Origin of the sequence: Trichocoleus sp. ST-U1 (assembly GCF_039961835.1) — a bacterium.
Lineage (GTDB): Bacteria > Cyanobacteriota > Cyanobacteriia > Cyanobacteriales > FACHB-T130 > FACHB-T130.
On sequence record NZ_JAMPJZ010000001.1, the window covers coordinates 174,938 to 196,236 of the forward strand.

Below are 21,299 nucleotides of genomic sequence, written 5' to 3' on the forward strand. Positions count from 1 at the left end.
AATCAGCAAAAGCTAAAATCCGATTAGTGAATCTACACATTAAGTTGAAAAACCAGGAAAAGGCTCAATTTTTTCAGCAGTTCGCCACTTTGCTGAATTCTGGCATTTCAGTACAGCAAAGCTTAAATTTGGTGAATCGCGATCGTAATTCTCCCTTCGGGCGCTATCTGCAAACCGTCAGTGCAGCGGTGGATTCTGGGCAAGATTTGGCTTCAGCTTTGACACCAGACGCTCGATATTTTGATGGCTGGACGATTAGCCTAATTCGGTTAGCAGAATACAGCGGATCGCTAGCAGAGACTTTTGGGAGATTGGCAACGGCGGCGGAAGCCAAAGCCAAACGCGAACGCCTGTATCGTTCGGTGGGAATCGCCGCGATCGCGCTGATTTGGAGTCTGCTGGTACTCGCCGCCGCACTTTTCAAGCGAAATCCTCAAAAGCTTACCCATCCTGGTTTCTGGCTGTGCAGCTTTGGATTGGCAGTGCTTTTGGTTGGAGTAACTGTGCTGAATTCTCGCTTTCCCGGACGCGGTTTACAGCGGTTGGCGGCGCAACTTCCCGGTTTGGATAAAGTCATGCAAGCGCGATCGCTCCTTTACTTTACCGAGTTGTCCTTGCCTTTAAGTTGCGGGGTGCCAATTCTCGCCGCACTGGAATTGTTGCGCGATCGCATCCCCGATCCTCAGATGGCAACCCACGTAGCAAAAGCTGCTCGGCAAATTCGTCTCGGTAGAAGCCTCACCGAGAGTCTGCAAACTAAGTTACCGCCACTTGCAATCCAATATATTCGCAGTGGCGAAGAAACTGGCAATCTAGATGCGGCGCTGCGAAAATTGGAGCAATATTACGAAAGCGACTTAGAGAAACGTTTGAGGCAGTTGGAGGGAATCTTGCGTCCTTTGAGTCTATTAGCGATTGGAGGTTTAGTGCTTTTAGTCGCAATTCGAGCAATTAATTCGCTGATAAACTCTCTGCCAGGATAATCTTTATGCGTGATGAAATAGAGGGATTAAAAAACCGGCTTATAAGTTTGGTAGTTTTTTTTGCTTTGATAGTATTGATAGTTTGCTATGTTTCATTGAATAGCGAGGTTTTGAAAAATCCGGTTATACCAACCATTATTGAAGTTTTAAAAGTTGTTGCAACAACTTTTGGAGGAGCCGCAATCCTCTTTAACGTTTTCTATGCGGCGAAGCGAGCAAAAGCGATGGATGATAGCGCGATCGCTGCCAATAAGAGCGCTGAAGCAGCTCTATATAACGCTAAGGCTGCCCTAAAAAATGCAAAAGCAGCACAAGATAAGCAAATCACAGAACGCTTTACTAAAGCTATTGAACTTCTTGATTCTGAGAAGATTTCTAGCCGTTTAGGTGGAATTTACGCCCTAAAACGAATTGCTGAGGATTCCAAAAAAGACCACTGGACAATTATGGAAGTGTTGACTGCTTTTGTGCGAGAGAAGGCTCCTTTGAAGAAAGAAGAGATACAGCAGGAGCAATCACCAAAAATTCCTACGGATATTCAAGCAGCACTTACAGTTATCGGACGGCGCAACGTGAAAAGAGATCCAAACAATCAGAGACTTAATTTACAAAATACAAACCTTGGGGGAGCAGACCTGCGAGAAGCCGATTTGCAAAGAGCAAAGCTCAGTGGAACCAAGTTGCAAAGTGTAGACCTTGGTGAAGCCAACTTGCAAGGAGCAAGCCTCTATAAAGCCAACCTCTTAGGAGCTATTCTTGATGATGCCAAGCTGCATGGTGCCACCTTCAGGCAAGTCCAAAACCTTGAACAAGCGCAAATTGAAACAGCATTGGGAGATAGCGCAACTGTATTGCCGAACAATCTGGAAAAACCTGCACATTGGACGCAAGCTGGGGGAGAGATAAATGCGATCGCCCCAATATAGTGTTTGTCATTTGAATCAAATACAGAACCTAACCCCCTACCCTAAAAGGCAATCAGAAAAACCCCTCTCCTTGTAGGAGAGGGGTTGGGGAGAGGTCAAAATGTATTGCACCCAATTACAAACCCCAATATTTCCAATTTCTTAGCCCACGCAGGCGGGCTTTATTTGTGTAGCCCCAGCCTTCAAGGTGCGGGCATTATCAAGTAGGATTTAATCAACCAAATGTTGACCCATCCCAACCCCACATTGAACCCTTTGCATCAGCAAACTCAATGTAAATTCGGTTTGTAGATACACCAAGTTTCTCATTAATTTGCTGGCAAAAATCTTGGCTCATTGCCTTTGTTTGCGACGGACTCATGCTACCGACACTTTTAATTTCGACGTAACAGACGGGATCGAGAGTCCCCCCAAATGTCATCGCTACACTCGGCTCAAAAGCCGTCATCACATAAGATTCCGGTTTGCCTGTATGCTTCGCTAATTTAGCAGAAAGACTTTTCAGCAGACCCTCAACAGCACCCCGATCGGGAGAATCAACAGAAGTTTGAACTTTGATTAGCGGCATAATCTTTTACTCTAATTCCTTTCAAAAGGCATTAGGTAATGGGTAATCGTTATTAGTCATTCGTTATTAGTCTTTTGCTACTAACCAATTACCAATTACCGATTACCAATTACCAATTACCCACCATATTGCCAAGGAGTATTTTCGAGTAAAAGCGGTTTACCCTCGCGGTGGACGCCAGCAGCGATCGCTTCCCCGACATAAACAGTATGATCGCCGTGTTCCACAGCACCGACAACCTTACACTCCACATAACCGAGGGAGTCGGAGATGATGGGACAGCCGGTTTCTTGTCCTAGATAAAATTCCACCTCTTCAAATTTATTCCCGACGCGGCGCTGCGGCTTGAAGAATTTTTCCGCTAAGTCTTGCTGTCCCTCATCCAGGAAACTAAGCGCAAAAACGCCACTGGCTTTGATCATGGCGTGGGATTTAGAATCCTGCTTAACGCAATTCACAACCAGCGGTGGCTTAAACGAGCCTTGCATCACCCAGCTGGATGTGAAGCCGTTAACTTCTTCGCCATCTTTGACACCGCAGATATAGAGTCCGTGAGGAATCTTACGCAGAATAGTTTTTTTGGCTTGTTCGTCTAGCAAAGTTTTACCTGACAGCTACTGATACATCGCTTAGTTTATCAATGTCTTGGGAAGAAACATCAATCTGGAGATAGTTCCGTAGGGGCATGACATTGCACATGAGTATCAAATTAAGATTTGGCGGTTGAAACCGCAGCTATACAGACAAAACCTGCCTTCACAGGTTCAAAGACTTCACGCTTGGCGGTTGAAACCGCAGCTATACAGACAAAACCTGCCTAGCCTTCGGAACGCTTCGCTAACGCAGGTTTAAAGCTTCTGATTTTTTCTTAGTCCGCGCAAGGCGGACTTCGTTTGTATAGCCGCGATTTCCAATCGCTAGGGCTTAAGTAGACTTAAAAGCAACCGAATCGCAAAATGAGCGATCGCTTCTTAAGCAACCCCGTACTTCTTAAACCAAGCTTGCAGGCGTTTCCAGCCGTCTTCTGCTTCCTCTTTGCGGTAGCTGGGGCGGTAGTCGGCAAAAAAGCCGTGGGGAGTGTCCGGATAAAGGATAATTTCCGAAGCATTGTCTGCTGCTTTCAGTGCCTCCTGCATCTTCTCGACAGTTTCGTTCGGAATGCCGGTATCGCTGCCGCCATAGAGTCCCAGTACGGGCGCTTTCAGCTCATCAACTAGGTCGAGAGGATATTTGGGAATGAGGGGCAAAGACTCGCCTACTAGGCGTCCGTACCAGGCAACGCCAGCGTTTAGCGTGGGATTATGTGCCGCATACAGCCAAACGATTCGCCCACCCCAGCAAAAGCCTGTAATTCCCAGTTTATCAGTGTTGCCCTTACTAGACTTGGCTGCCCAAGCAACCGTTGCATCCAAATCTGACATGACTTGGGCATCGGGGACTTTAGAAACTACTTTGGTGATAATTTCTTGAATATCGCTCATCCGGGAAACATCGCCTTGACGCGCATAGAGTTCCGGCGCGATCGCTAAATAACCTAGTTTTGCAAAGCGGCGACAGATATCTTGCAAATGTTCGTGGACGCCAAAGATTTCCTGCACAACTAGCACGACGGGGAAATTCTTACCCCTGGCAGGCATCGCCCGATAAGCGGGGATGGCTCCATCTTCTACGGGTATCTTCACTTCACCCGCCACCAAGCCTTTCTTATCGGTCGTGATGACTTGGGCAGAAATGGGGCGAACTGCTAGGGCAAACCCTGCCGCCAGCGTAGAGGCCATGATAAATTCGCGGCGCGTGAATTTCATCAGCAGTTTTCTCCAAAAAACTTCTTCAAGTCTAGATTGTGCATCAGTTGGGCGGGGATAACCGCCGATGTTCTCGGCAGCAGCCTTCAGCGCTAGGCTAACGCCTCGCTTCGCTAACGCGATCGCGCAATCATATCCCATACGCTTTAAATTGATGCTGACACCTATGAGGACTTACGCAATAACTCTCTAAAACTCTTATTCCTTCGCGTCCTTGGCGTCCTTGGCGGTTCGTTTTTCCATAACGAGAGCGTAAGTCCTGATCTATGTTAAACGGACTTCTTCCACCCCAGCTTCACCGCAGCAAAACCTTCCCCCTGGAAGAAGCCACAGCCGATCAACTGTTACAAGCTGGATCGAGGTGAGTAAAAGCATTTTGCTCATTAGCGATCGCTAGCTGTAGGGGCAATTTATCAATCGCTTCTACTCAAATTCACAGTTTATCGGGAGGGGTGATGCCGCAATATTTTGGAAAACTGCCCACGACAGGGACATCTTGGTCAACAATTGGAACGCTAAAAACAATAGAACGCCACGATCGAGGAATCTACGGCGATTGTGAGAATTCGCGCCTTGCCATTAGCATCCTGGCACCGAACTTAGTCCGAGTACGCTGGGCACCCAGTGGTGAATTGATGCCGCGTCGTTCGTGGGCAGTCACCTTAGACGATCCAGAATGGTCAATCGTCCCCTTCCAAGTTCGGGAAACTGACGCAGCAGTAGAAATCGAAACCGAGCAGATGCGCGTCTACATCCACCGCCAAGGGTGTCGGATCGAGTGTTTCGATAAAACTGGGCGACCCTTCGCCCACGATACCGGGATGGGGATGGCTGGACGCATGGGCGCGATCGCTGCCTGGAAACGCATCGAAGCTGATGAACATTTCTACGGTTTTGGCGAACGCACCAAGCTACTCGACAAACTCAGCGAAGTCCAAACGAACTGGACAGTTGACGCCCTCGATTACAGCTCGTTTACCGATGAAATGTACCAGGCGATTCCATTTTTTATAGCCCTACGTCCAGAACTCGCCTACGGTATCTTCTTCAACACCACTTTTTGGAGCCAGTTCGACATCGGTGCGGAACAACCGGGCGTCTGGCGGATGGAAACGCGGGGCGATGAGCTGGATTATTACATCATTTATGGCCCGGAACCGGCGCAAATTCTTAGCACCTACACGCAGCTAACAGGTCGGATGCAACTTCCACCGAAATGGTCCCTTGGTTATCACCAATGCCGTTGGAGTTACGAATCTGAAGAGGTGGTGCGAGAACTTGCCCAGGAATTCCGCAACCGTCGCATCCCTTGCGATGTGATTCATCTCGATATCGACTACATGAAGGGCTACCGGGTGTTTACCTGGAGTCCCAAACGGTTCCCCGATCCTGCCCAATTGGTCAATGACTTGGCGCAGGATGGCTTCAAGACGGTGACAATTATCGATCCAGGCGTCAAGTACGAGCCGGAAGCCGATTACCACGTCTTCGACCAAGGGATAGAAAATGACTATTTTATCCGTAAGACAGAGGGTGAGCTATTCCACGGCTACGTTTGGCCCGACAAAGCAGTATTTCCCGATTTTCTGCGTCCGGAAGTGCGCCAGTGGTGGGGCGACTTGCACAAAAGCCTAACTGAAGTCGGCGTTGCGGGTATCTGGAACGATATGAACGAACCGGCGATAGACGATCGCCCGTTTGGAGATCCGGGGAATAAAATATCCTTTCCCTTAGATGCCCCCCAAGGTTCGCCGGAAGAACGCACTACCCATACCGAAACTCACAACCTGTATGGGCAATCAATGGCTCAATCGGCTTGCGAAGGGCTGAAGCGGCTGCGTTCTACAGAGCGATCGTTTGTGCTGACACGCTCCGGTTTTGCCGGAATTCAGCGTTGGTCGTCGGTGTGGATGGGCGATAATCAATCGCTGTGGGAGTATCTGGAGATGTCTCTGCCGATGCTCTGCAATATGGGACTATCCGGTGTGGCGTTTGTCGGTTCCGATATTGGCGGTTTTGCTGGCAACGCCACGGCGGAATTATTTGCTCGGTGGATGCAAGTGGGAATGCTTTACCCGTTGATGCGCGGTCACTCGGCAATGAGTACGGCAAGACACGAACCTTGGGTTTTTGGCGATCGCGTTGAAGCTATCTGCCGCGAATATATTAATCTCCGCTACCAGCTATTGCCCTACATTTACACACTTTTCTGGGAAGCTACAACTACTGGCGCACCGATTTTACGTCCCTTACTCTATCATTTCCCCAACGACCCGAAAACCTATAAACTCTACGACCAAGTATTGCTCGGTTCTTCCCTAATGGCAGCACCCATCTATCGACCAGGAGTGGAATACCGTGCCGTGTATCTTCCCGAAGGCACTTGGTACGACTGGTGGACAGGAGAACGTTACCAAGGCGCGACGCATATCTTAGCTCATGCACCGTTAGAGCGAATGCCGCTATATGTGCGTGCGGGAGCGATAATCCCCATGCAGCCGGTGATGCAATCCACGGATGAGCGTCCCCTTGACGAACTCACCCTCCGCATCTGGCCTGGAAATGGCGAGTTTAGGCTCTATGAAGATGATGGGCATACGTTTGAATATCAAACGGGTGCCTTTGCCACCACAACCTACCGCGTTGATTCCCAAGGGCAACAAACGAGGGTTGAAATTCCAGCGCGAGAGGGCAATTGGACGCCACCCAGCCGCGAAACTATCGTGCAGCTAGTGGGTGTTGGCGAACAGCGTTTTGTTGACGATAGTACGGCGCGTCAACTGACTTTTTAAATTGGCTTGATAGAACCTCACCCCCAGACCCTCGACCTTCACGGAGAGGGGAGCCGGAGTGAGGAGGTGCTTCTAATGGGAGGCGCGATTAACCGGATTTAATCTCAATCCTTAACGGTCAGCGATTTGCTCTTGAGGGTGAATCGCTTTTTTTGGCATCCTTTACGTTTCATCAGAGCGATCGCTGATGCCCCTATCTGCAATCTTCTCGCTCAACCCTATTTTGTAAAAAAGAAATATCTCTATAGACAGATGCCAGAATTTTATTAAACCTTAAATCCACATAAAGTTTAACCAGAGAATTTTATTTTAGCTGTAAATTTAATTCTGATAGATGTTGAGAACTTCTATAAATTATTACTAAAGAACTGCCCAACTTTACAAAATCAACACGTCAGAAATGTCTAAACGATGTTAAATGCCTGTGCAAACCTCCCGCATTTGCATAAGTTCACAATGGGGATCAAAGCTAGATAGACTCATATTCCTAAAGAATGATTCATATAAATCATTCAATTGATTATGGATAATTATCAAAAAGGTTGCCATAATAGTCTAGAAAGGTAAATTGATTTTTCACTCATTGCATGTAGCTAAATTGTTACTTTAGCTACACTTTTACCGGATGGTATCGGGGTCAAATCTAGCAATTCTCTTGTTTTAAAAAACTTACTGACATGAAAACTTTAACAATGCAGCTCGTCCAAGCAATTCGCTGTCCTAACTGTGGCAGTCCGGGTGAACGGCATTATATTTCTAGCAGCCAGCTAACGCGGACACAATGCCGTACTTGTGACTACTTGATGGTGACTTGTTCTCGAACCGGGAGAGTAATCGAAGCATACGCACCCGGTCTTGATGCAAGTCGTCTGTAGAAGCAATCCTCAAAGAATTGCTTTTACTGAATTATTTAGAAGCTCGAAGTTGTCCGCAAGCAGCATTGGCTTCTAAACCACGAGAGTAGCGAACGCTAACAGCAATATGCTGTTTTTTCAGAGCTGCTACAAAAGCTTGAATCCGAGTAGAATCCGGACGCTGATAGTCAGCATCGTGGATAGGATTGTAGGGAATTAAATTGACGTGAGTTTGGAATCCCCGCAGGCGGGATGCAAGTTCATTCGCGTGTTGGGGAAGATCGTTCACACCCGCAAGCAGGACGTATTCAAATGTCAATCTGCGACCTGTTAATTGAACATATTCCCGACATTCTGCTAACAAATCTTCCAGGGGATATCGCTGAGCCGTAGGGATAAGTTTTTCCCGAAGTGCCTGATTGGGTGCGTGGAGGCTAACTGCGAGGGTGATTTGCAAGTGATGTTTCGCTAAATCGAGGATGCGATCGCGTACCCCTACGGTAGAAAGGGTGATAGAACGCTGTCCAATTCCCACATCTTTATTCAGGATCTCTAGCGCTCCCAGAACATTTACCGTATTCAGTAAAGGTTCGCCCATCCCCATAAATACAATATGGCTGACTCGTCGCTTGAAGTCTTCCTGAACCGTTAACACCTGATCGACGATTTCATGACGTGCGAGATTGCGGGTAAAACCGCCCTTCCCCGTAGCGCAGAAGTCGCAAGCCATCGGACAACCCACTTGGGAAGAGACGCACACCGTGAGCCGCTTTTCTGTGGGAATACCGACTGTTTCGATAATTTGACCATCTGCCAACCGCAGCAGATACTTCACCGTGTCATCTGGAGCGACAGATCGATGATGTATCGTAGAGCGTCCAATCGGGACATCTGCTACTTGGTCGCGCCACTGCTTAGAAAATACAGTAATTTCAGAAAGCGATCGCGCTCCTTTTTCATAAATCCACTGATGCAGTTGCTGTCCCCGATAAGCCGGTTGTCCTTGAGCAAGCACCCATTGGGTTAATTCAGCTAAATTTGCCCCTAAAAGAGGAGGAATCGTTCTGGCTGGGTTTTTATTCGTTACCCCCTGTTTAGCAACGGGAGCAGTTTCATCAAACTGATTTTGATGCTGACTGTCTGTAGAAGACTGAACCTGAGAGCGGGACGTAGCAGACATAAATAATCAAAAGTTTTCGCTAGGATCTCTATCCTAGAACCTCTCGATCGACGCTGGGGTTCACTTTATAAGTTTGCCCGATCGGAATCTCAATTTGAAACTCTGCACCTTCCCCAGGTCGAGATAGACACTTCATCTTTCCGCCATGCTTTTCTACAACAATTTGATAGCTAATCGATAAACCCAGTCCAGTGCCTTGACCGACTGGTTTTGTTGTAAAGAACGGGTCAAACAGTTGCCCTAGGACACTTGCACTCATCCCCGGCCCATTATCTTTAATCCCGATTCTCACCCAATTCTTGTCTAAAAGTTGGGTAGAAATTGTTAAAGTGCTGGGTTTCTTTTTAATTTCTTCTGAGCTTCGCGCTTTATCTTGCTCCTGCAAAGCATCAATCGAATTATTCAAGATATTCATAAATACCTGATTCATTTGTCCGGCATAACATTCCACCAGCGGCAAGTTGCCATATTGCTTGATAACCTGAATCGGCGGAAACTCTGGTTTATGCTTGAGGCGATTGTGCAAAATCACGAGGGTACTATCGATTCCCTCATGAATGTTGACAGGTTTCATCTCGGCTTCATCTAACCGAGAAAAGTTACGCAAAGTCAGAACAATCTCCCGAATGCGGTTTGCCCCTACTTTCATCGAAGACAAAGTTTTCGGCAAATCCTCAATTAGAAAATCAAGATCAATCTCTTCAACCAAGCCTTGAATGTTTGGATCAGTGTAGGAATAACCCTGCTGGTAAAAGTTAACTAAACCGAGAAGATCCTGAGTGTAGTTACCCACATGGGTCAGATTTCCGTAGATGAAGTTGACAGGGTTATTAATCTCATGGGCAACACCCGCAACGAGTTGACCGAGGCTAGACATTTTCTCAGTTTGAATCAATTGAGCTTGGGTTTGCCGGAGGTCTCGCAGGGTTTGTTCTAGAGCGATCGCTTGCTTTCTAGCAGTCTCTTCCGATTGCTGCAATGTTTCTTCTGAGAGCTTGCGCTCCGTGATGTCGCGTAGGATGACAATATATTCTTGAAGTTGGCGATTTGAGCGGTGGGAAAGCGTCACCTCGATCGTGCGTAAGCTTGTTTCATCCTGCCGGAATGTCTGTTCGCTGCGACTTTGCCAAATCTCAGGCGACCCAGCTAACCCAGAGAGGAAATCGTTGAGGCGACGCCCAATCAGCTGATGAGCGTCCATCTCGAAAAGGGCAACAGCGGCTGGGTTGGCTTGACGAATCGCGCCGCCCTCATCCAAAACGAGAATGGTATCCGGAACCGTGTCAAGGGCAGTGATAAAAAGATTTTCCGCGTGTTCTCGTGCTTCAGCGATCGCAGCCACTTGAGGCAAGCTAGTCCAGCAGGCAACTGCGATCGCTACAAAAGCGAGCGTCATCAGCAAAATGACTAAAAGATTGTTACTGGCATTCCCAGAAATCTGCCCAATCCCGTTCCGAAGCACCCAGGCGATCGCCGTCGCACTACAAACCAATAGAATCAGGACGATCACCTGAAAGGCAACAAAATCTTTGACCTGAAAGCTTTTCACCCGGTAACGCTCAATCCACCAGGCTGGGTGGAAAGGCTCAAAAGCGATCCGACGAATCGCTGCATCACAAGCCAAAACAGCGATCGGAGACAGCAGCCCAACTAGCACATCTTGCCAGCTCCAACTTAAACCCCCCACTACCAGAACAACCGCCTCAAGGGCGAAGAAGCCCAGCGACCACCAAGGCCAGCGCACTTCGGGTTTGCCTCGCTGCAACCACAAGCCCAGCTGGATTGACATAATGGCGACAAGATAGCCAGTACCCGTTACTACCACAATTCGAGAAATATCTCCCCAAAGCAAATAGATCAAGCTGATGCCAAGGGAAAATATTAGGGCAGGTTGCAGAACGCCTTGCCGGGAGACGACCGCGAAGACGGGTGAAAGGTGTCCGTCTAGGGCAAGTTGGTACAAAATGCGGGGAGAATTAGAAACCGCAGTCGCGCAAGCGAGAAGGCAGCTAGAGACGATCAGGAGGGTCACGATTAAGGAAGCTGACTCGCCCCAGAAGGGCTTTGCTGCTGTGAAAAAGTTCAAGAACGTGTCTTCGCCCAAGTCTGGTACAGTTGCCAAGCGCATGAGTACCCAAGAACCGCCCTGAATGACCGGCGGCATTAGCCAAGCTGCCAAGCTGAGAAATCGCAGCGTTTCTCCAGGGCGTCGGCTGTCGGCGACAAATGCGGAGGCTGTCTCGCAGGCGTAGGCAATGTAGATTGCGAAAAAAGACCACTTTGCCCAATCCACAAAGTTTAAGGTTGACCAGGTGCTAGGAAAAAATCCGGGACTCGCGGGCGAGAAGGCTAACCATCCTAGACCTTGAAGACAAAACACCAATAAGAATCCGACTGCTGGAAGAATGAAAAACGTGTGCAAGATTGCTAAAGCTCGCGTGCCGCTGAACGCGACAATATAAGCAATCAGCGTGAATCCTATTTTCAGAGCCGTTTCCGGACAATCAATCCCTAAAGGTTCTAGATTAGTCTTGATGAGATTCGTCAGGATAATTGGGTTGATTGGCAGATATCCTGCCCAGCCGATGAAGTACGCGATCGCCGCATAACGAGCTAGACCGGGATAGTTTTTGAGTAACTTAGTCGTGTAATTTGGAGTTCCCCCCGATATTTCAGGCCAGTGTTCTCCTAAGCGTTTCACTTGCAGGTTCAGCAGCATCCCCACAATCGCTGCGGGCAACCACACAAAGATGGCAGATGAGCCTAATGCTGCATGAATTAGCGGGGCTGTGCCAATCCAGGCTAGATGACCTGTGAACCCAAAACCCCAAGTTTCTAAGGCACTCAGGCTGCGCGGCAGGTGCATAGATGAACGCTGATTTAGGCGCAGATTACGATTTTCAACGATAAGATTTTGAGTAATTCGGTCTTCAGTCATCTCTGTTCGATCTCAGCGTGATGGTTCCGCGAGTGCTGCCATCACGGTCGTATATAAGTACAGTTGCAATATCAATATCTATCTATCGGATCGGTACTCGCTACCGCTATTTGTCTTAATCTTGCTGCTTGCGATCGTGAAACTTGTTTACCTGCACAATTTGAGAGTTTTCGCAAGGATCAGCAGTAATTTGATTGATTGAATGTTGATTGCCCTTTGAAAGGGGTGTCAGCGTGTCCAGATTTCAACGGAACTGAGACCAGGGGACTGAGACTAGGGGACTGAGAATTGGCTAGAGGCGTGTGAGCGATCGCGATCTAGCTGCTGCTATGCAAGACTTGAATCAAGCATTCGATAAACTATGAAGTGCTAGCAGCGAGTCTTGTCCGGGCTACGCTGGAACTCAATCAAAGCCGATGCTTCTTGATATTTCCTCTCTGCCTTTGGCATTTGAATTTACCTCTCCAGGCCCAATCCTCATTGAGCTGGGACCGTTTACCATTCGCTGGTACGGTCTATTAATTGCCTCAGCCGTATTAATTGGCGTCACCCTTTCTCGATATCTGGCGTCCCGCCGTCACATCAACCCAGATATACCGGGCGATTTCGCACTCTGGCTAGTTGTAGCGGCGATTCCCAGTGCCCGACTTTACTATGTTTTATTTGAGTGGGAACAATACGCCCAAAGACCGGGTGACATCATTGCCATCTGGAAAGGAGGCATTGCCATTCATGGGGCGATCATCGGTGGCACTTTGGCAGCTTTGATTTTTGCCCGAATCCAAAAAATCTCTTTCTGGCAACTTGCCGATTTAGTCGCGCCCTCTGTCATTTTGGGTCAAGCCATCGGGCGTTGGGGCAATTTCTTCAATTCTGAAGCCTTCGGGGCACCCACAAATTTGCCTTGGAAACTCTTGATTCCGGTCGAGAACCGTCCGCCCGATTACCAAAATTTTGCCTACTTCCATCCCACCTTTCTCTATGAATCTCTTTGGAATTTAATGGTTTTTGGGTTGCTGATGACCTTGTTTTTTCGGGATTTGAAGAGACCACGTCTCAAGGCAGGTACGCTGTTTTTGGTTTACATGGTGGCTTATAGCGCCGGTCGCGTTTGGATTGAGGGGTTACGCACCGATAGCTTGATGCTGGGGCCGTTGCGAATGGCACAAGCGATCAGTTTGCTGGGAATGGCGCTGGGATTGGCGGGTCTGGCTTGGGTTTATTTGTTGCGTCGTTCTCTGCCAGATGTCGTGTCAGCCTCTAGTCATGAGAATGCTTCCAGCGAGAATGCCCAACGATGAATCATCCCATTTCACGGGGGTGAGATTACACCTCAGATGCCTCAACCGTCTTTCCGATCGGGCTTTAAGAATTGAAGTGTCGCGTTAATCAAGTGAATTGGTAGAAAAAGCCAGGTTTCAGGAGAAATTATTCCCAAAAAAATCCCAAAAAAAATGCTCTAGAGTCAAACTCTAGAGCAAAACCAGGGTGCATCTACCATTCCTTAATTACCGGGGAAGTGGAACGAATCCGGAAAGTGTCCGTAATCAATTTAATTTTTTTGACTCGGTAGGCGCAGATAGCTACCGCTGTACGGGAATCAGAAGCAATCTGCAATTTTGACAAAATTGCAGAACGATCAACAGATGACTGATAAGTTACACACTCTAGAAGAGGTTTGTCTGAATTGGCGACTAAATTTATTGGCGAATCATTGTCTCCCCTGGCACCAGCCGTTTACATTGTCGGTGCAGGGCCGGGAGATCCAGATTTATTGACGGTTAAGGCGCAGAAACTACTCGCGGTTGCGGATGTAATCTTATTTGCCGATTCTCTGGTGCCGGTGCAAATTTTGCAGGGGGTGCGTGCGGATGCGGAAATTATTCGCACCGGGAATAAAACCCTCGAAGAAATTCTGCCAGTGATGATTGAACGAGTGCGATCGCATAAATCTGTGATCCGCCTCCACTCTGGCGACCCCAGCCTCTACGGTGCTGTCTTTGAGCAAATGCAAGCCTTGGCAGAGGCGGACATTCCTTTTGAAATTGTCCCCGGCATCAGTGCTTTCCAGGCAGCCGCCGCCAAGCTCAAAGTTGAGCTAACGGTGCCAGGACTGGTGCAGACGATTATCCTCACCCGGATTAGCGGACGCGCCTCAGCCGTGCCGGAACGCGAAGAATTAGCCTCCCTAGCGGCGCATCAGGCAAGTTTATGCCTTTACTTGGCGGCGCGTCACGTCGAAGACGCGCAAGCGAAACTGATGCAGCACTACCCCGCCGATACACCCGTGGCGATTTGCTTTCGAGTCGGTTGGCCTGATGAGAAAATCTTCTTGGTTCCTTTGGATCAAATGGCAACTGTGACGCAGCAGGAAAATTTGATTCGGACGACGCTTTATGTGATTAGTCCCGCGTTAGGGACTGTGGAAAATACGCCAGAGTCTTTGGGGCAAGCGAAACGTCGTTCGCGTCTGTACGATCCCGAACATACTCATCTGTTTCGCCAGAAATCCGCGAACTCCCCCAACTCCTCCTTATAAGGGAATAAGGGATAAAAGTCGGTTTTGAATATTTAACGCTCCCAAATCGCCAAAAACCTACACCTGTAGGGAAGAAGTTTCCCGGTGCAAAATGTAAGGTGAGAAAAGTCTGATTGGTAACAGCACCCAATGCAGATGAAGCGTTAATAACCAGATAATAATCGAGGCAATCTTGTAAACTATGCTTTCGCAAATCGTGCGCCCAATGGTTCGCACTCAAATCCGGTTACTCGCTAGCTGTCAGGCAACTCGTTCCACACTGATTGGGACGATTGCCCAGTGGCTGGGCTTTCTCGGTGTACGTGCCCAAGTTACGCACCTCAACGCTGGTTCAGACCAAAAAATTAGCATTTCTCTGACGGTAGACCAACCCGAAGGGTGCGACAAACAAGACTGGCAGCAAATTGTCAGCAACCTTAACCAAGAAACGGTCGATACCGACCCAGAAGAGCATTCCCAGCCTCAGCTAACGCCCCAGCAACAAAGTAAGCTACAGCGGTTGCTGGCTTATTTGATTCAGGCGGCGGAACCGGAAGTCAGGATCAGCTGGGAGGTTTGGTCTCGTCAGCTTCAGGCACTCGGTTTAGAAGAACCCATGCTGCTTGGTGTCAGATCGGCATTGAAAGTGCCCCAGTCGCTTGAGCAATTGCTGGAAGGACTCGATCCAGACATCGCAGCGATCGCACTTCCCAAAGCGGTCAGCATTGCCTTGCTCGATCGCCGGGTCAATGCCTCGGAAGACAAGGCTTTGACAGCACTTTTGCAGCTAATGAAGCCACGCAATGAGGGTTGATCGCTGGTTCGTTTTATTCACCCTCCATCACCAAGGCGATTTTACCTGTAATCGATCCGGCTTCCAACAGTTGGTGGGCGGCGGCTGCTGCTTCTAGAGGGAAAGTTTTAGCCAGGTGAATTTTCAGCGAACCTTCATCAATCCAGGTTGCACACTGTTCTAAAATTTCTGCGTGATGCTGTTGAGCTTCCAGAAGTCCTTGCAATGCAGGGGTTAGCATCAATTCAAAGCTAATCCGGAGATTGCGCGATCGCGCAATCTTCCAATTAGAGTAAGTGGGGTCTGGCTCCAGAATCGTCACCAGATCGCTATAAACCCGCACGGCGGGGAACGTTTTATAGAAGGTTTCCCCGCCCACCGTATCAAAGGCTAAGTCTACGCCCTCTCCTCCAGTCCAATCTAGAACCGCCTGTACAAAGTCAGTTTGCTGATAAAAAATTACCTCATCGGCACCTAATTCGCGGACAAAATCAGCCTTGTCCTGAGAACTAACCGTAGTACAAACTTCCGCACCTTTCAGCTTAGCTAGTTGAATGGCGACGTGACCGACACCGCCAGCACCCGCGTGAATCAGCACCCGTTCCTTGGGTTCTAGCCGCCCCCTTTCAAATAAGGCTTCCCAAGCGGTAATCAGAACCAGAGGGGCAGCGGCGGCTTCTGCAAAGCTTATAGAGGTGGGTTTCTTGGCAACAAATCGCTCATCGACAACCGCCATTTGAGCATAATTTCCCAGCTTTGCCCCCAGTCCACCCGCGCAGAAATACACTTCGTCGCCAACCTTAAACCGCTGGACGCCAGAACCGACTGCTTCCACGACTCCCGCCCCATCACAGCCTAAAATAGCGGGCATTTGGTCTGGGTAGAAGGTGCCCCGCTGCCGCAATTTAGTGTCAATCGGGTTGATTCCCGCCGCCCAAAGACGGACGAGGATTTCTGTGTCTTGTTCAATCGTCGGGTTTGGGACTTCCTGAAGTTGCAAGACTTCCGGTGCGCCAGATGCTGTCATCAAAACTGCTTTCATCAGGTCGTTCTTGTTGCTAAGCCAAGGGTCTTTTATTGAGAACTCTACCGCAAGTCTGGGTTCCTAGCGTCACATTGCGATCGCATCTTTTTCCGGAAATTTTGCATCATAGTAAAAGTAGCCCTTGCAACATTTCTTTGCAAAAGGTTGCCGCCAGTAAGGTGAAAGCGTGGAGGGAGCGCGGTGATGGACGAAGCCCCAAAAAAGATAGAAGTTGATGAATTAGATGAAACCTGGGACGGTGACGAAGAATCCTCCGACGACGGCTGGAAGCGGAGCGATCGCAAAAAAAGAGCTCTGTCTGGTTGGAAGGGTGTGGCGCTTGGCGTAGGGATAGGCATCGCCCTCACCGCAGGCGGAATGAAACTGCTTTCACAGCCTAAGACTGCGAAGAAGCCAGATGCCACGCAACAGGCAGCACCACCCAGCCAAAGTGTCACTGCAACTGTCGCCCAATCCGCCGAAGTCGCCCGCACGCTGACAACCAGCGGCACAGTAGAAGCCCGCGAACTCATCCCCGTTTTGTCCCAGACAACCGGCTTACAAATCCAGAGAGTTTTGGTGGACGAGGGACAAACGGTGGAAGCCGGACAGGTAATGGCAGTTCTGGATAATTCCGTCCTACAAGCGCAACTCGATCGGGGAAAGGCACAGCTAGAATCGAGCCAAGCTGCTGTCCGGCAAAGACAAGCTGCCTTAGCGCAAAGCCGAGCCACCCTTGCCGAAGCCCAACGGAATCTCCAGCGTTATCAGCAACTGGCTCAGGCAGGGGCGATTAGTCGTCAAGAGCTAGATGCTCGCGCCACCACTGCCGCAACCGCGAGAGAAGAGGTTCGCCTTGCCCAAGCGAATATCAATAGTGCTGAAGCTGAGGTCAGGAGCAGTGCGGCAAATCTGCAACAACTGCAAACTCAGCTAGGGCAAACCCAGGTTCGCGCTCCGGCTAGAGGCATTGTTACCAGACCAAAAGTAGATGATGAAATTCAGCAAATAGCCCGGATTGGGGATGTCACTTCTGGCAGTAAACCGCTCTTTTCGATCATCCGCAACGGACAACTGGAACTAGAGGCACAACTTCCTGCTATCCAACTGCCGCAAGTAAAAATTGGGGCACCTGCCACGATTACCTCGGAGAACGATAGCCGTGTTCGCTTGCAGGGGCGAGTCAGAGAAATCGCGCCCCTCGTGAACGCACAAAGGCGTGAAGCAACCGTCACGATCGACCTGCCCCAACCTTCGAGCGGGGAAAGCTTGTCCCTACGACCGGGGATGTTTGCCCGTGCCGCAATTACGACTACTACGACAACCGGGGTAACGGTGCCTGCTAAGGCGGTACTCCCTCAGCCGGATGGTAGTGCAATTGTATTCCTGCTATCGGGTGAAGACACGGTTCAAGCTCGGAAGGTAGAACTAGGAGAAGTGGCGACCGGGGACACAAGGGAGATTAAGAGCGGGTTAAAACCAGGCGATCGCGTCGTCGTTGCCGGTGCCGGGTATCTCAAAGAAGGCGACAAAGTTCGAGTGGTCAATGGTCAGTAGCGAATGGCTAATGCGAAGGATAATCAGCGATTAGCCACGAGCAATCAGCAATCTTTTAATCTTTTAATTCGCCTTTTATGAACATTTCCGGCTGGTCAATTCGCAAACCCGTTCCTACCCTGGTCTTATTTTTGTTTTTGACCGTGGTCGGATGGTTTTCCTTTACAGGTTTGGGCATTGATATCAACCCAAATATCGATCTACCAACGGTTTCGATTACCGTCACCCAGGCGGGGGCGGGACCAGCGGAACTGGAATCTCAGGTGACGAAACCGATTGAAGATGCTGTAGCGGGTCTGGGAAATATAGACCAATTAAATTCAACAGTTAACGACGGCGTCTCTACCACCGTCGTTAATTTTGTATTGGGGACAGATAGCGATCGCGCGACGAATGATGTCCGCAATGCGGTCGCCCAAATTCGCCAAAGTTTACCCGCAGACATCAACGAACCGATCGTGCAACGGCTGGAGTTCTCCGGTGGGCCGATTATGAACTACGCCGTCATTTCTAAGCAAAAATCGGTAGAAGAATTAAGTAATCTGGTTGACGAAACGATTAGCCGCGCCCTGCTATCGGTGGAGGGAGTCGCTCAAATCAAGCGGGTTGGCGGTGTTGACCGCGAAATTCGCGTCAATCTCGATCCCGATCGTCTGAAAGCTCTAGGCATTACAGCGACTCAAGTCAACGACCAAATCCGCGCCCTCAACGTCAATTTACCCGGCGGACGAGCGGAGTTAGGCGGGAGCGAACAAAGCATTCGTACCTTAGGCAGTGCGCCGAATGTCCAGGCGTTGCAAAACTATGAGATTATCCTTCCGGGCGGGGGTTCGGTGCCCTTATCCGCTTTGGGAGAAATCCGCGATGGCTCTTCTGACCCCCGGCAGGCGGCACTGCTGAATAATCAACCCGTGGTGTCTTTTTCCGTCTTGCGTAGCACTGGCAGCACTCTGGTGACGGTGGAAGAAGGGGTACGCCAGAAAGTAGAAGAACTGCAAAAAAACCTGGGGACGGATGTCCAGCTAAAACTCATCTTTACTCGCGCTGACTTTATCCGCGAATCCTACGATGGCACCATTGATGACTTGATCCAAGCGTCTCTGCTGGCAGTGCTGACGATTCTAATCTTTTTGCGGAACTGGCGTGCCACGTTGATTACTGCCGTGGCACTGCCGTTATCCATGCTGCCTACCTTTGCCGTGCAATATTTGCTGGGTTACACCCTCAACAACATGACTTTGCTGGCATTGGCGCTGGCGGTGGGGAACTTGGTGGATGATGCGGTTGTTGAAATTGAGAATATGGATCGCCACATGGATATGGGCAAAACGCCCTTCCAAGCGGCTTTGGATTCTTCAGCGGAAGTGGGTTTGGCAGTGCTGGCGAGCGCGGCGACGATTATCGCGGTGTTTTTGCCAGTGGCGTTTATGGGTGGGATTCCGGGACAGTTTTTCCAGCCGTTTGGGGTGACGGTTGCTGTCTCGACAATCTTCTCTACTCTGGTGGCGCGGACGATTACCCCAATGATGGGCGCTTATTTGCTCAAACCGAAGAAAACCTCACCCGCCAATCAGCTACCCGGAAATGGGAACGGGAACGGCGCTAACAGCCGGAAAAAAAATCGATTTCAACCGTATCGCTTTGTGCTGAAGTGGGCTTTGCGGCATCGCCTGACAACGATGGCGATCGCGTTGGCTTTTTTCCTGGGCAGTTTGGCGCTAGTCCCGTTTATCCCCAAGGGATTATTTAATAACGGGGATATTGGTTTCTCGGAAGTTGCGGTGCAACTCCCTCCCGGTTCGACGCTGGAAGATACTAAAAAAGTTGTACAGCAGACAACTCGGTTAATTCAGCAAAGCCCAGCCGTTGAGAGTGTCTTGGCAACGACAGAAGTCAATACTGCCAATCTTTTTGTCAACTTAAAGCCGAAGGAACAACGAGAGGATATCCCTCAAAAGGAATTTGAGAATCAAATGCGCCAACAGTTCTCCCAAGTGCCGGGGGCGCGGATTAGTTTCCAAAGCCAGGGAGCCGGTGGAGCGGGCAAGGATTTATCAATTGTCCTCAAAAGTGAAAACCCGGAAGCTTTGAACTTGGCAGCGGATGCTCTGGAAAAGCAGATGAGAAGCGTGCCCGGTTTAGTGGAAGCAACCTCTACTGCCAGTTTGGTGAAGCCAGAAATTCTGATTATTCCCGATGCGGCACGAGCTGCGGATTTGGGAGTGACGGTGCAAGCGATCGCGCGTACTGCATCCCTTGCCACCATTGGCGACAATGAAGCGAATCTGGCTAAGTTTAACCTCCCCGATCGGCAAATTCCGATTCGAGTGCAGATAAATCCCGATGCGCGGCAGGATATTGACACGCTCAAAAATCTTCAGGTGCCAAGCCAAAACGGCAATCTGGTTCCCTTACTGTCGGTGGCAGATATCCGCTTTGGCAGCGGTCCGGCGCAAATCGATCGGTTTAATCGCGCTCGTCAGGTGTCGGTACAAGCCAACTTGCAGGGTCTTGCTTTAGGAGATGCGGTGCAAGCGGTGCAACAGCTACCTGCCCTCAAAAATCTGCCTCCCGGAGTCGTGCAGGAATCCGCTGGGGATGCCGAGATTATGCAGGAGATTTTCGGTCGCTTTGGTTCGGCAATCGGACTGGCAATTATGTGTATCTATGCCATCCTGGTGCTGCTATACAACAATTTCCTCCATCCCCTGACAATCATGGTGGCGTTGCCTCTTTCTTTAGGCGGCGCACTGTTGGGTTTAATGATTGCCCAAGAAGCGTTGGGGTTATATGCGCTAATTGGGATTGTGCTGCTGATGGGGATTGTGACGAAAAACTCCATCCTGCTGGTGGACTATACCTTGATTAACCAGGCGGAAGGGAAGTCGCAATATCAGGCGCTAATCGCCGCTGGGATGGATCGTCTGCGACCGATTTTGATGACTTCTCTGGCTACGATTGCGGGAACGATTCCCCTTGCCTTGGGAATTGGTGCGGGGGCTGAAGTCCGCGCTCCGATGGGAATCGCCCTGATGGGTGGCTTCACGACTTCCACGCTGCTAACGCTGGTGGTGGTGCCAGTACTATTCACCTATGTGGACAACTTGCAGCGCTGGCTTGTGCAATTGCCGAAGCGCGGATTTGGCAGAAAACGCGGGCACAAAAATGGGGAGGTGCGTAAAACAAAGTCACAGGAGAAGCGATCGCTTCCCACTACTCCCAACCCAGAACAAGATAAATTCCCCGTCGGTAAAAAGTAGTTAGAGTGCATTTCACAACTAAAACCCCGTAAGTATCAACCTACGGGGTTTTATTTTATAGAAGCGATCGCGCTGTTGTGTAGTAGATGATAAGGGCAAGG

15 protein-coding genes are annotated in these 21,299 nt (G+C 49.6%); 9 read left to right on the forward strand and 6 right to left on the reverse strand.

Going from position 1 to position 21,299, the window contains the following annotated elements:
- The first annotated feature begins 26 nt into the window (after positions 1–26).
- Positions 27–983 (forward strand): type II secretion system F family protein, encoded by a 957-nt coding sequence (locus tag NDA06_RS00840; protein ID WP_190536088.1) that lies wholly within the window; start codon positions 27–29, stop codon positions 981–983.
- A gap of 110 nt (positions 984–1,093) precedes the next feature.
- On the forward strand, positions 1,094–1,909 hold the full coding sequence (locus NDA06_RS00845; RefSeq protein ID WP_190536087.1) for a pentapeptide repeat-containing protein: 816 nt from the start codon (positions 1,094–1,096) through the stop codon (positions 1,907–1,909).
- 214 nt (positions 1,910–2,123) lie between these two features.
- On the opposite strand, the gene NDA06_RS00850 is transcribed toward NDA06_RS00845, so the two are convergent.
- The 3 genes from NDA06_RS00850 to NDA06_RS00860 all read right to left on the reverse strand — a co-directional run bounded on the left by NDA06_RS00850 (position 2,124) and on the right by NDA06_RS00860 (position 4,285).
- The gene (locus NDA06_RS00850; protein WP_190435216.1) at positions 2,124–2,477 is read right to left on the reverse strand and encodes a phenylpyruvate tautomerase MIF-related protein; all 354 of its coding nucleotides are present in this window, start codon (positions 2,475–2,477) and stop codon (positions 2,124–2,126) included.
- A 116-nt stretch (positions 2,478–2,593) separates the two neighbouring features.
- The gene (locus NDA06_RS00855; protein WP_190414581.1) at positions 2,594–3,076 is read right to left on the reverse strand and encodes a flavin reductase family protein; all 483 of its coding nucleotides are present in this window, start codon (positions 3,074–3,076) and stop codon (positions 2,594–2,596) included.
- A 372-nt stretch (positions 3,077–3,448) separates the two neighbouring features.
- Positions 3,449–4,285: a dienelactone hydrolase family protein gene (locus tag NDA06_RS00860; protein ID WP_190536118.1), complete on the reverse strand. Its 837-nt coding sequence runs from the start codon at positions 4,283–4,285 to the stop codon at positions 3,449–3,451.
- Between the two features lie 452 nt (positions 4,286–4,737).
- On the opposite strand from NDA06_RS00860, the gene NDA06_RS00865 reads away from it, so the two are divergent.
- Positions 4,738–7,074 (forward strand): glycoside hydrolase family 31 protein, encoded by a 2,337-nt coding sequence (locus NDA06_RS00865; protein ID WP_190984719.1) that lies wholly within the window; start codon positions 4,738–4,740, stop codon positions 7,072–7,074.
- 692 nt (positions 7,075–7,766) lie between these two features.
- A complete protein-coding gene (locus tag NDA06_RS00870) occupies positions 7,767–7,949 on the forward strand; it encodes a replication restart DNA helicase PriA (RefSeq protein ID WP_190414604.1) in 183 nt (60 codons plus the stop codon).
- 31 nt (positions 7,950–7,980) lie between these two features.
- Here NDA06_RS00870 and rlmN read toward each other — a convergent pair whose 3' ends face one another.
- Together rlmN and NDA06_RS00880 are read right to left on the reverse strand one after the other, a co-directional pair.
- Positions 7,981–9,108 carry a 23S rRNA (adenine(2503)-C(2))-methyltransferase RlmN gene (gene rlmN / locus NDA06_RS00875; protein ID WP_190984718.1) on the reverse strand — a complete coding sequence of 376 codons (1,128 nt, stop codon included), beginning with the start codon at positions 9,106–9,108 and terminating at the stop codon, positions 7,981–7,983.
- A 28-nt stretch (positions 9,109–9,136) separates the two neighbouring features.
- Positions 9,137–12,046, reverse strand: coding sequence for an ATP-binding protein (locus NDA06_RS00880; protein WP_190984717.1), 2,910 nt, complete (start codon positions 12,044–12,046; stop codon positions 9,137–9,139).
- Positions 12,047–12,462: 416 nt separating this feature from the next.
- Here NDA06_RS00880 and lgt point away from each other — a divergent pair, with 416 nt between their 5' ends.
- The 3 genes from lgt to NDA06_RS00895 all read left to right on the forward strand — a co-directional run bounded on the left by lgt (position 12,463) and on the right by NDA06_RS00895 (position 15,378).
- On the forward strand, positions 12,463–13,347 hold the full coding sequence (gene lgt / locus NDA06_RS00885; protein WP_190414585.1) for a prolipoprotein diacylglyceryl transferase: 885 nt from the start codon (positions 12,463–12,465) through the stop codon (positions 13,345–13,347).
- Between the two features lie 386 nt (positions 13,348–13,733).
- Positions 13,734–14,585: a precorrin-4 C(11)-methyltransferase gene (gene cobM, locus NDA06_RS00890; protein ID WP_242047351.1), complete on the forward strand. Its 852-nt coding sequence runs from the start codon at positions 13,734–13,736 to the stop codon at positions 14,583–14,585.
- A gap of 181 nt (positions 14,586–14,766) precedes the next feature.
- Complete coding sequence (locus NDA06_RS00895; RefSeq protein WP_190984716.1) at positions 14,767–15,378, forward strand: hypothetical protein; 612 nt, start codon at positions 14,767–14,769, stop codon at positions 15,376–15,378.
- Positions 15,379–15,391: 13 nt separating this feature from the next.
- Here the strand turns inward: NDA06_RS00895 and NDA06_RS00900 are convergent, their stop codons facing one another.
- Positions 15,392–16,399 (reverse strand): zinc-dependent alcohol dehydrogenase family protein, encoded by a 1,008-nt coding sequence (locus NDA06_RS00900; RefSeq protein ID WP_190984715.1) that lies wholly within the window; start codon positions 16,397–16,399, stop codon positions 15,392–15,394.
- A gap of 186 nt (positions 16,400–16,585) precedes the next feature.
- Here NDA06_RS00900 and NDA06_RS00905 point away from each other — a divergent pair, with 186 nt between their 5' ends.
- A complete protein-coding gene (locus tag NDA06_RS00905; RefSeq protein ID WP_190984714.1) occupies positions 16,586–17,938 on the forward strand; it encodes an efflux RND transporter periplasmic adaptor subunit in 1,353 nt (450 codons plus the stop codon).
- 77 nt (positions 17,939–18,015) lie between these two features.
- A complete protein-coding gene (locus tag NDA06_RS00910) occupies positions 18,016–21,198 on the forward strand; it encodes an efflux RND transporter permease subunit (RefSeq protein WP_190984713.1) in 3,183 nt (1,060 codons plus the stop codon).
- The last annotated feature ends 101 nt before the right edge of the window (positions 21,199–21,299 follow it).

Coding starts and splice junctions, on each gene's coding strand:
- NDA06_RS00850 (WP_190435216.1), bottom strand. CDS start 2,477: ATGCCGCTAATCAAAGTTCAAACTTCTGTTGATTCTCCCGATCGGGGT.
- NDA06_RS00865 (WP_190984719.1), top strand. CDS start 4,738: ATGCCGCAATATTTTGGAAAACTGCCCACGACAGGGACATCTTGGTCA.
- NDA06_RS00870 (WP_190414604.1), top strand. CDS start 7,767: ATGCAGCTCGTCCAAGCAATTCGCTGTCCTAACTGTGGCAGTCCGGGT.
- rlmN (WP_190984718.1), bottom strand. CDS start 9,108: ATGTCTGCTACGTCCCGCTCTCAGGTTCAGTCTTCTACAGACAGTCAG.
- NDA06_RS00880 (WP_190984717.1), bottom strand. CDS start 12,046: ATGACTGAAGACCGAATTACTCAAAATCTTATCGTTGAAAATCGTAAT.
- lgt (WP_190414585.1), top strand. CDS start 12,463: ATGCTTCTTGATATTTCCTCTCTGCCTTTGGCATTTGAATTTACCTCT.
- NDA06_RS00895 (WP_190984716.1), top strand. CDS start 14,767: ATGCTTTCGCAAATCGTGCGCCCAATGGTTCGCACTCAAATCCGGTTA.
- NDA06_RS00900 (WP_190984715.1), bottom strand. CDS start 16,399: ATGAAAGCAGTTTTGATGACAGCATCTGGCGCACCGGAAGTCTTGCAA.
- NDA06_RS00905 (WP_190984714.1), top strand. CDS start 16,586: ATGGACGAAGCCCCAAAAAAGATAGAAGTTGATGAATTAGATGAAACC.
- NDA06_RS00910 (WP_190984713.1), top strand. CDS start 18,016: ATGAACATTTCCGGCTGGTCAATTCGCAAACCCGTTCCTACCCTGGTC.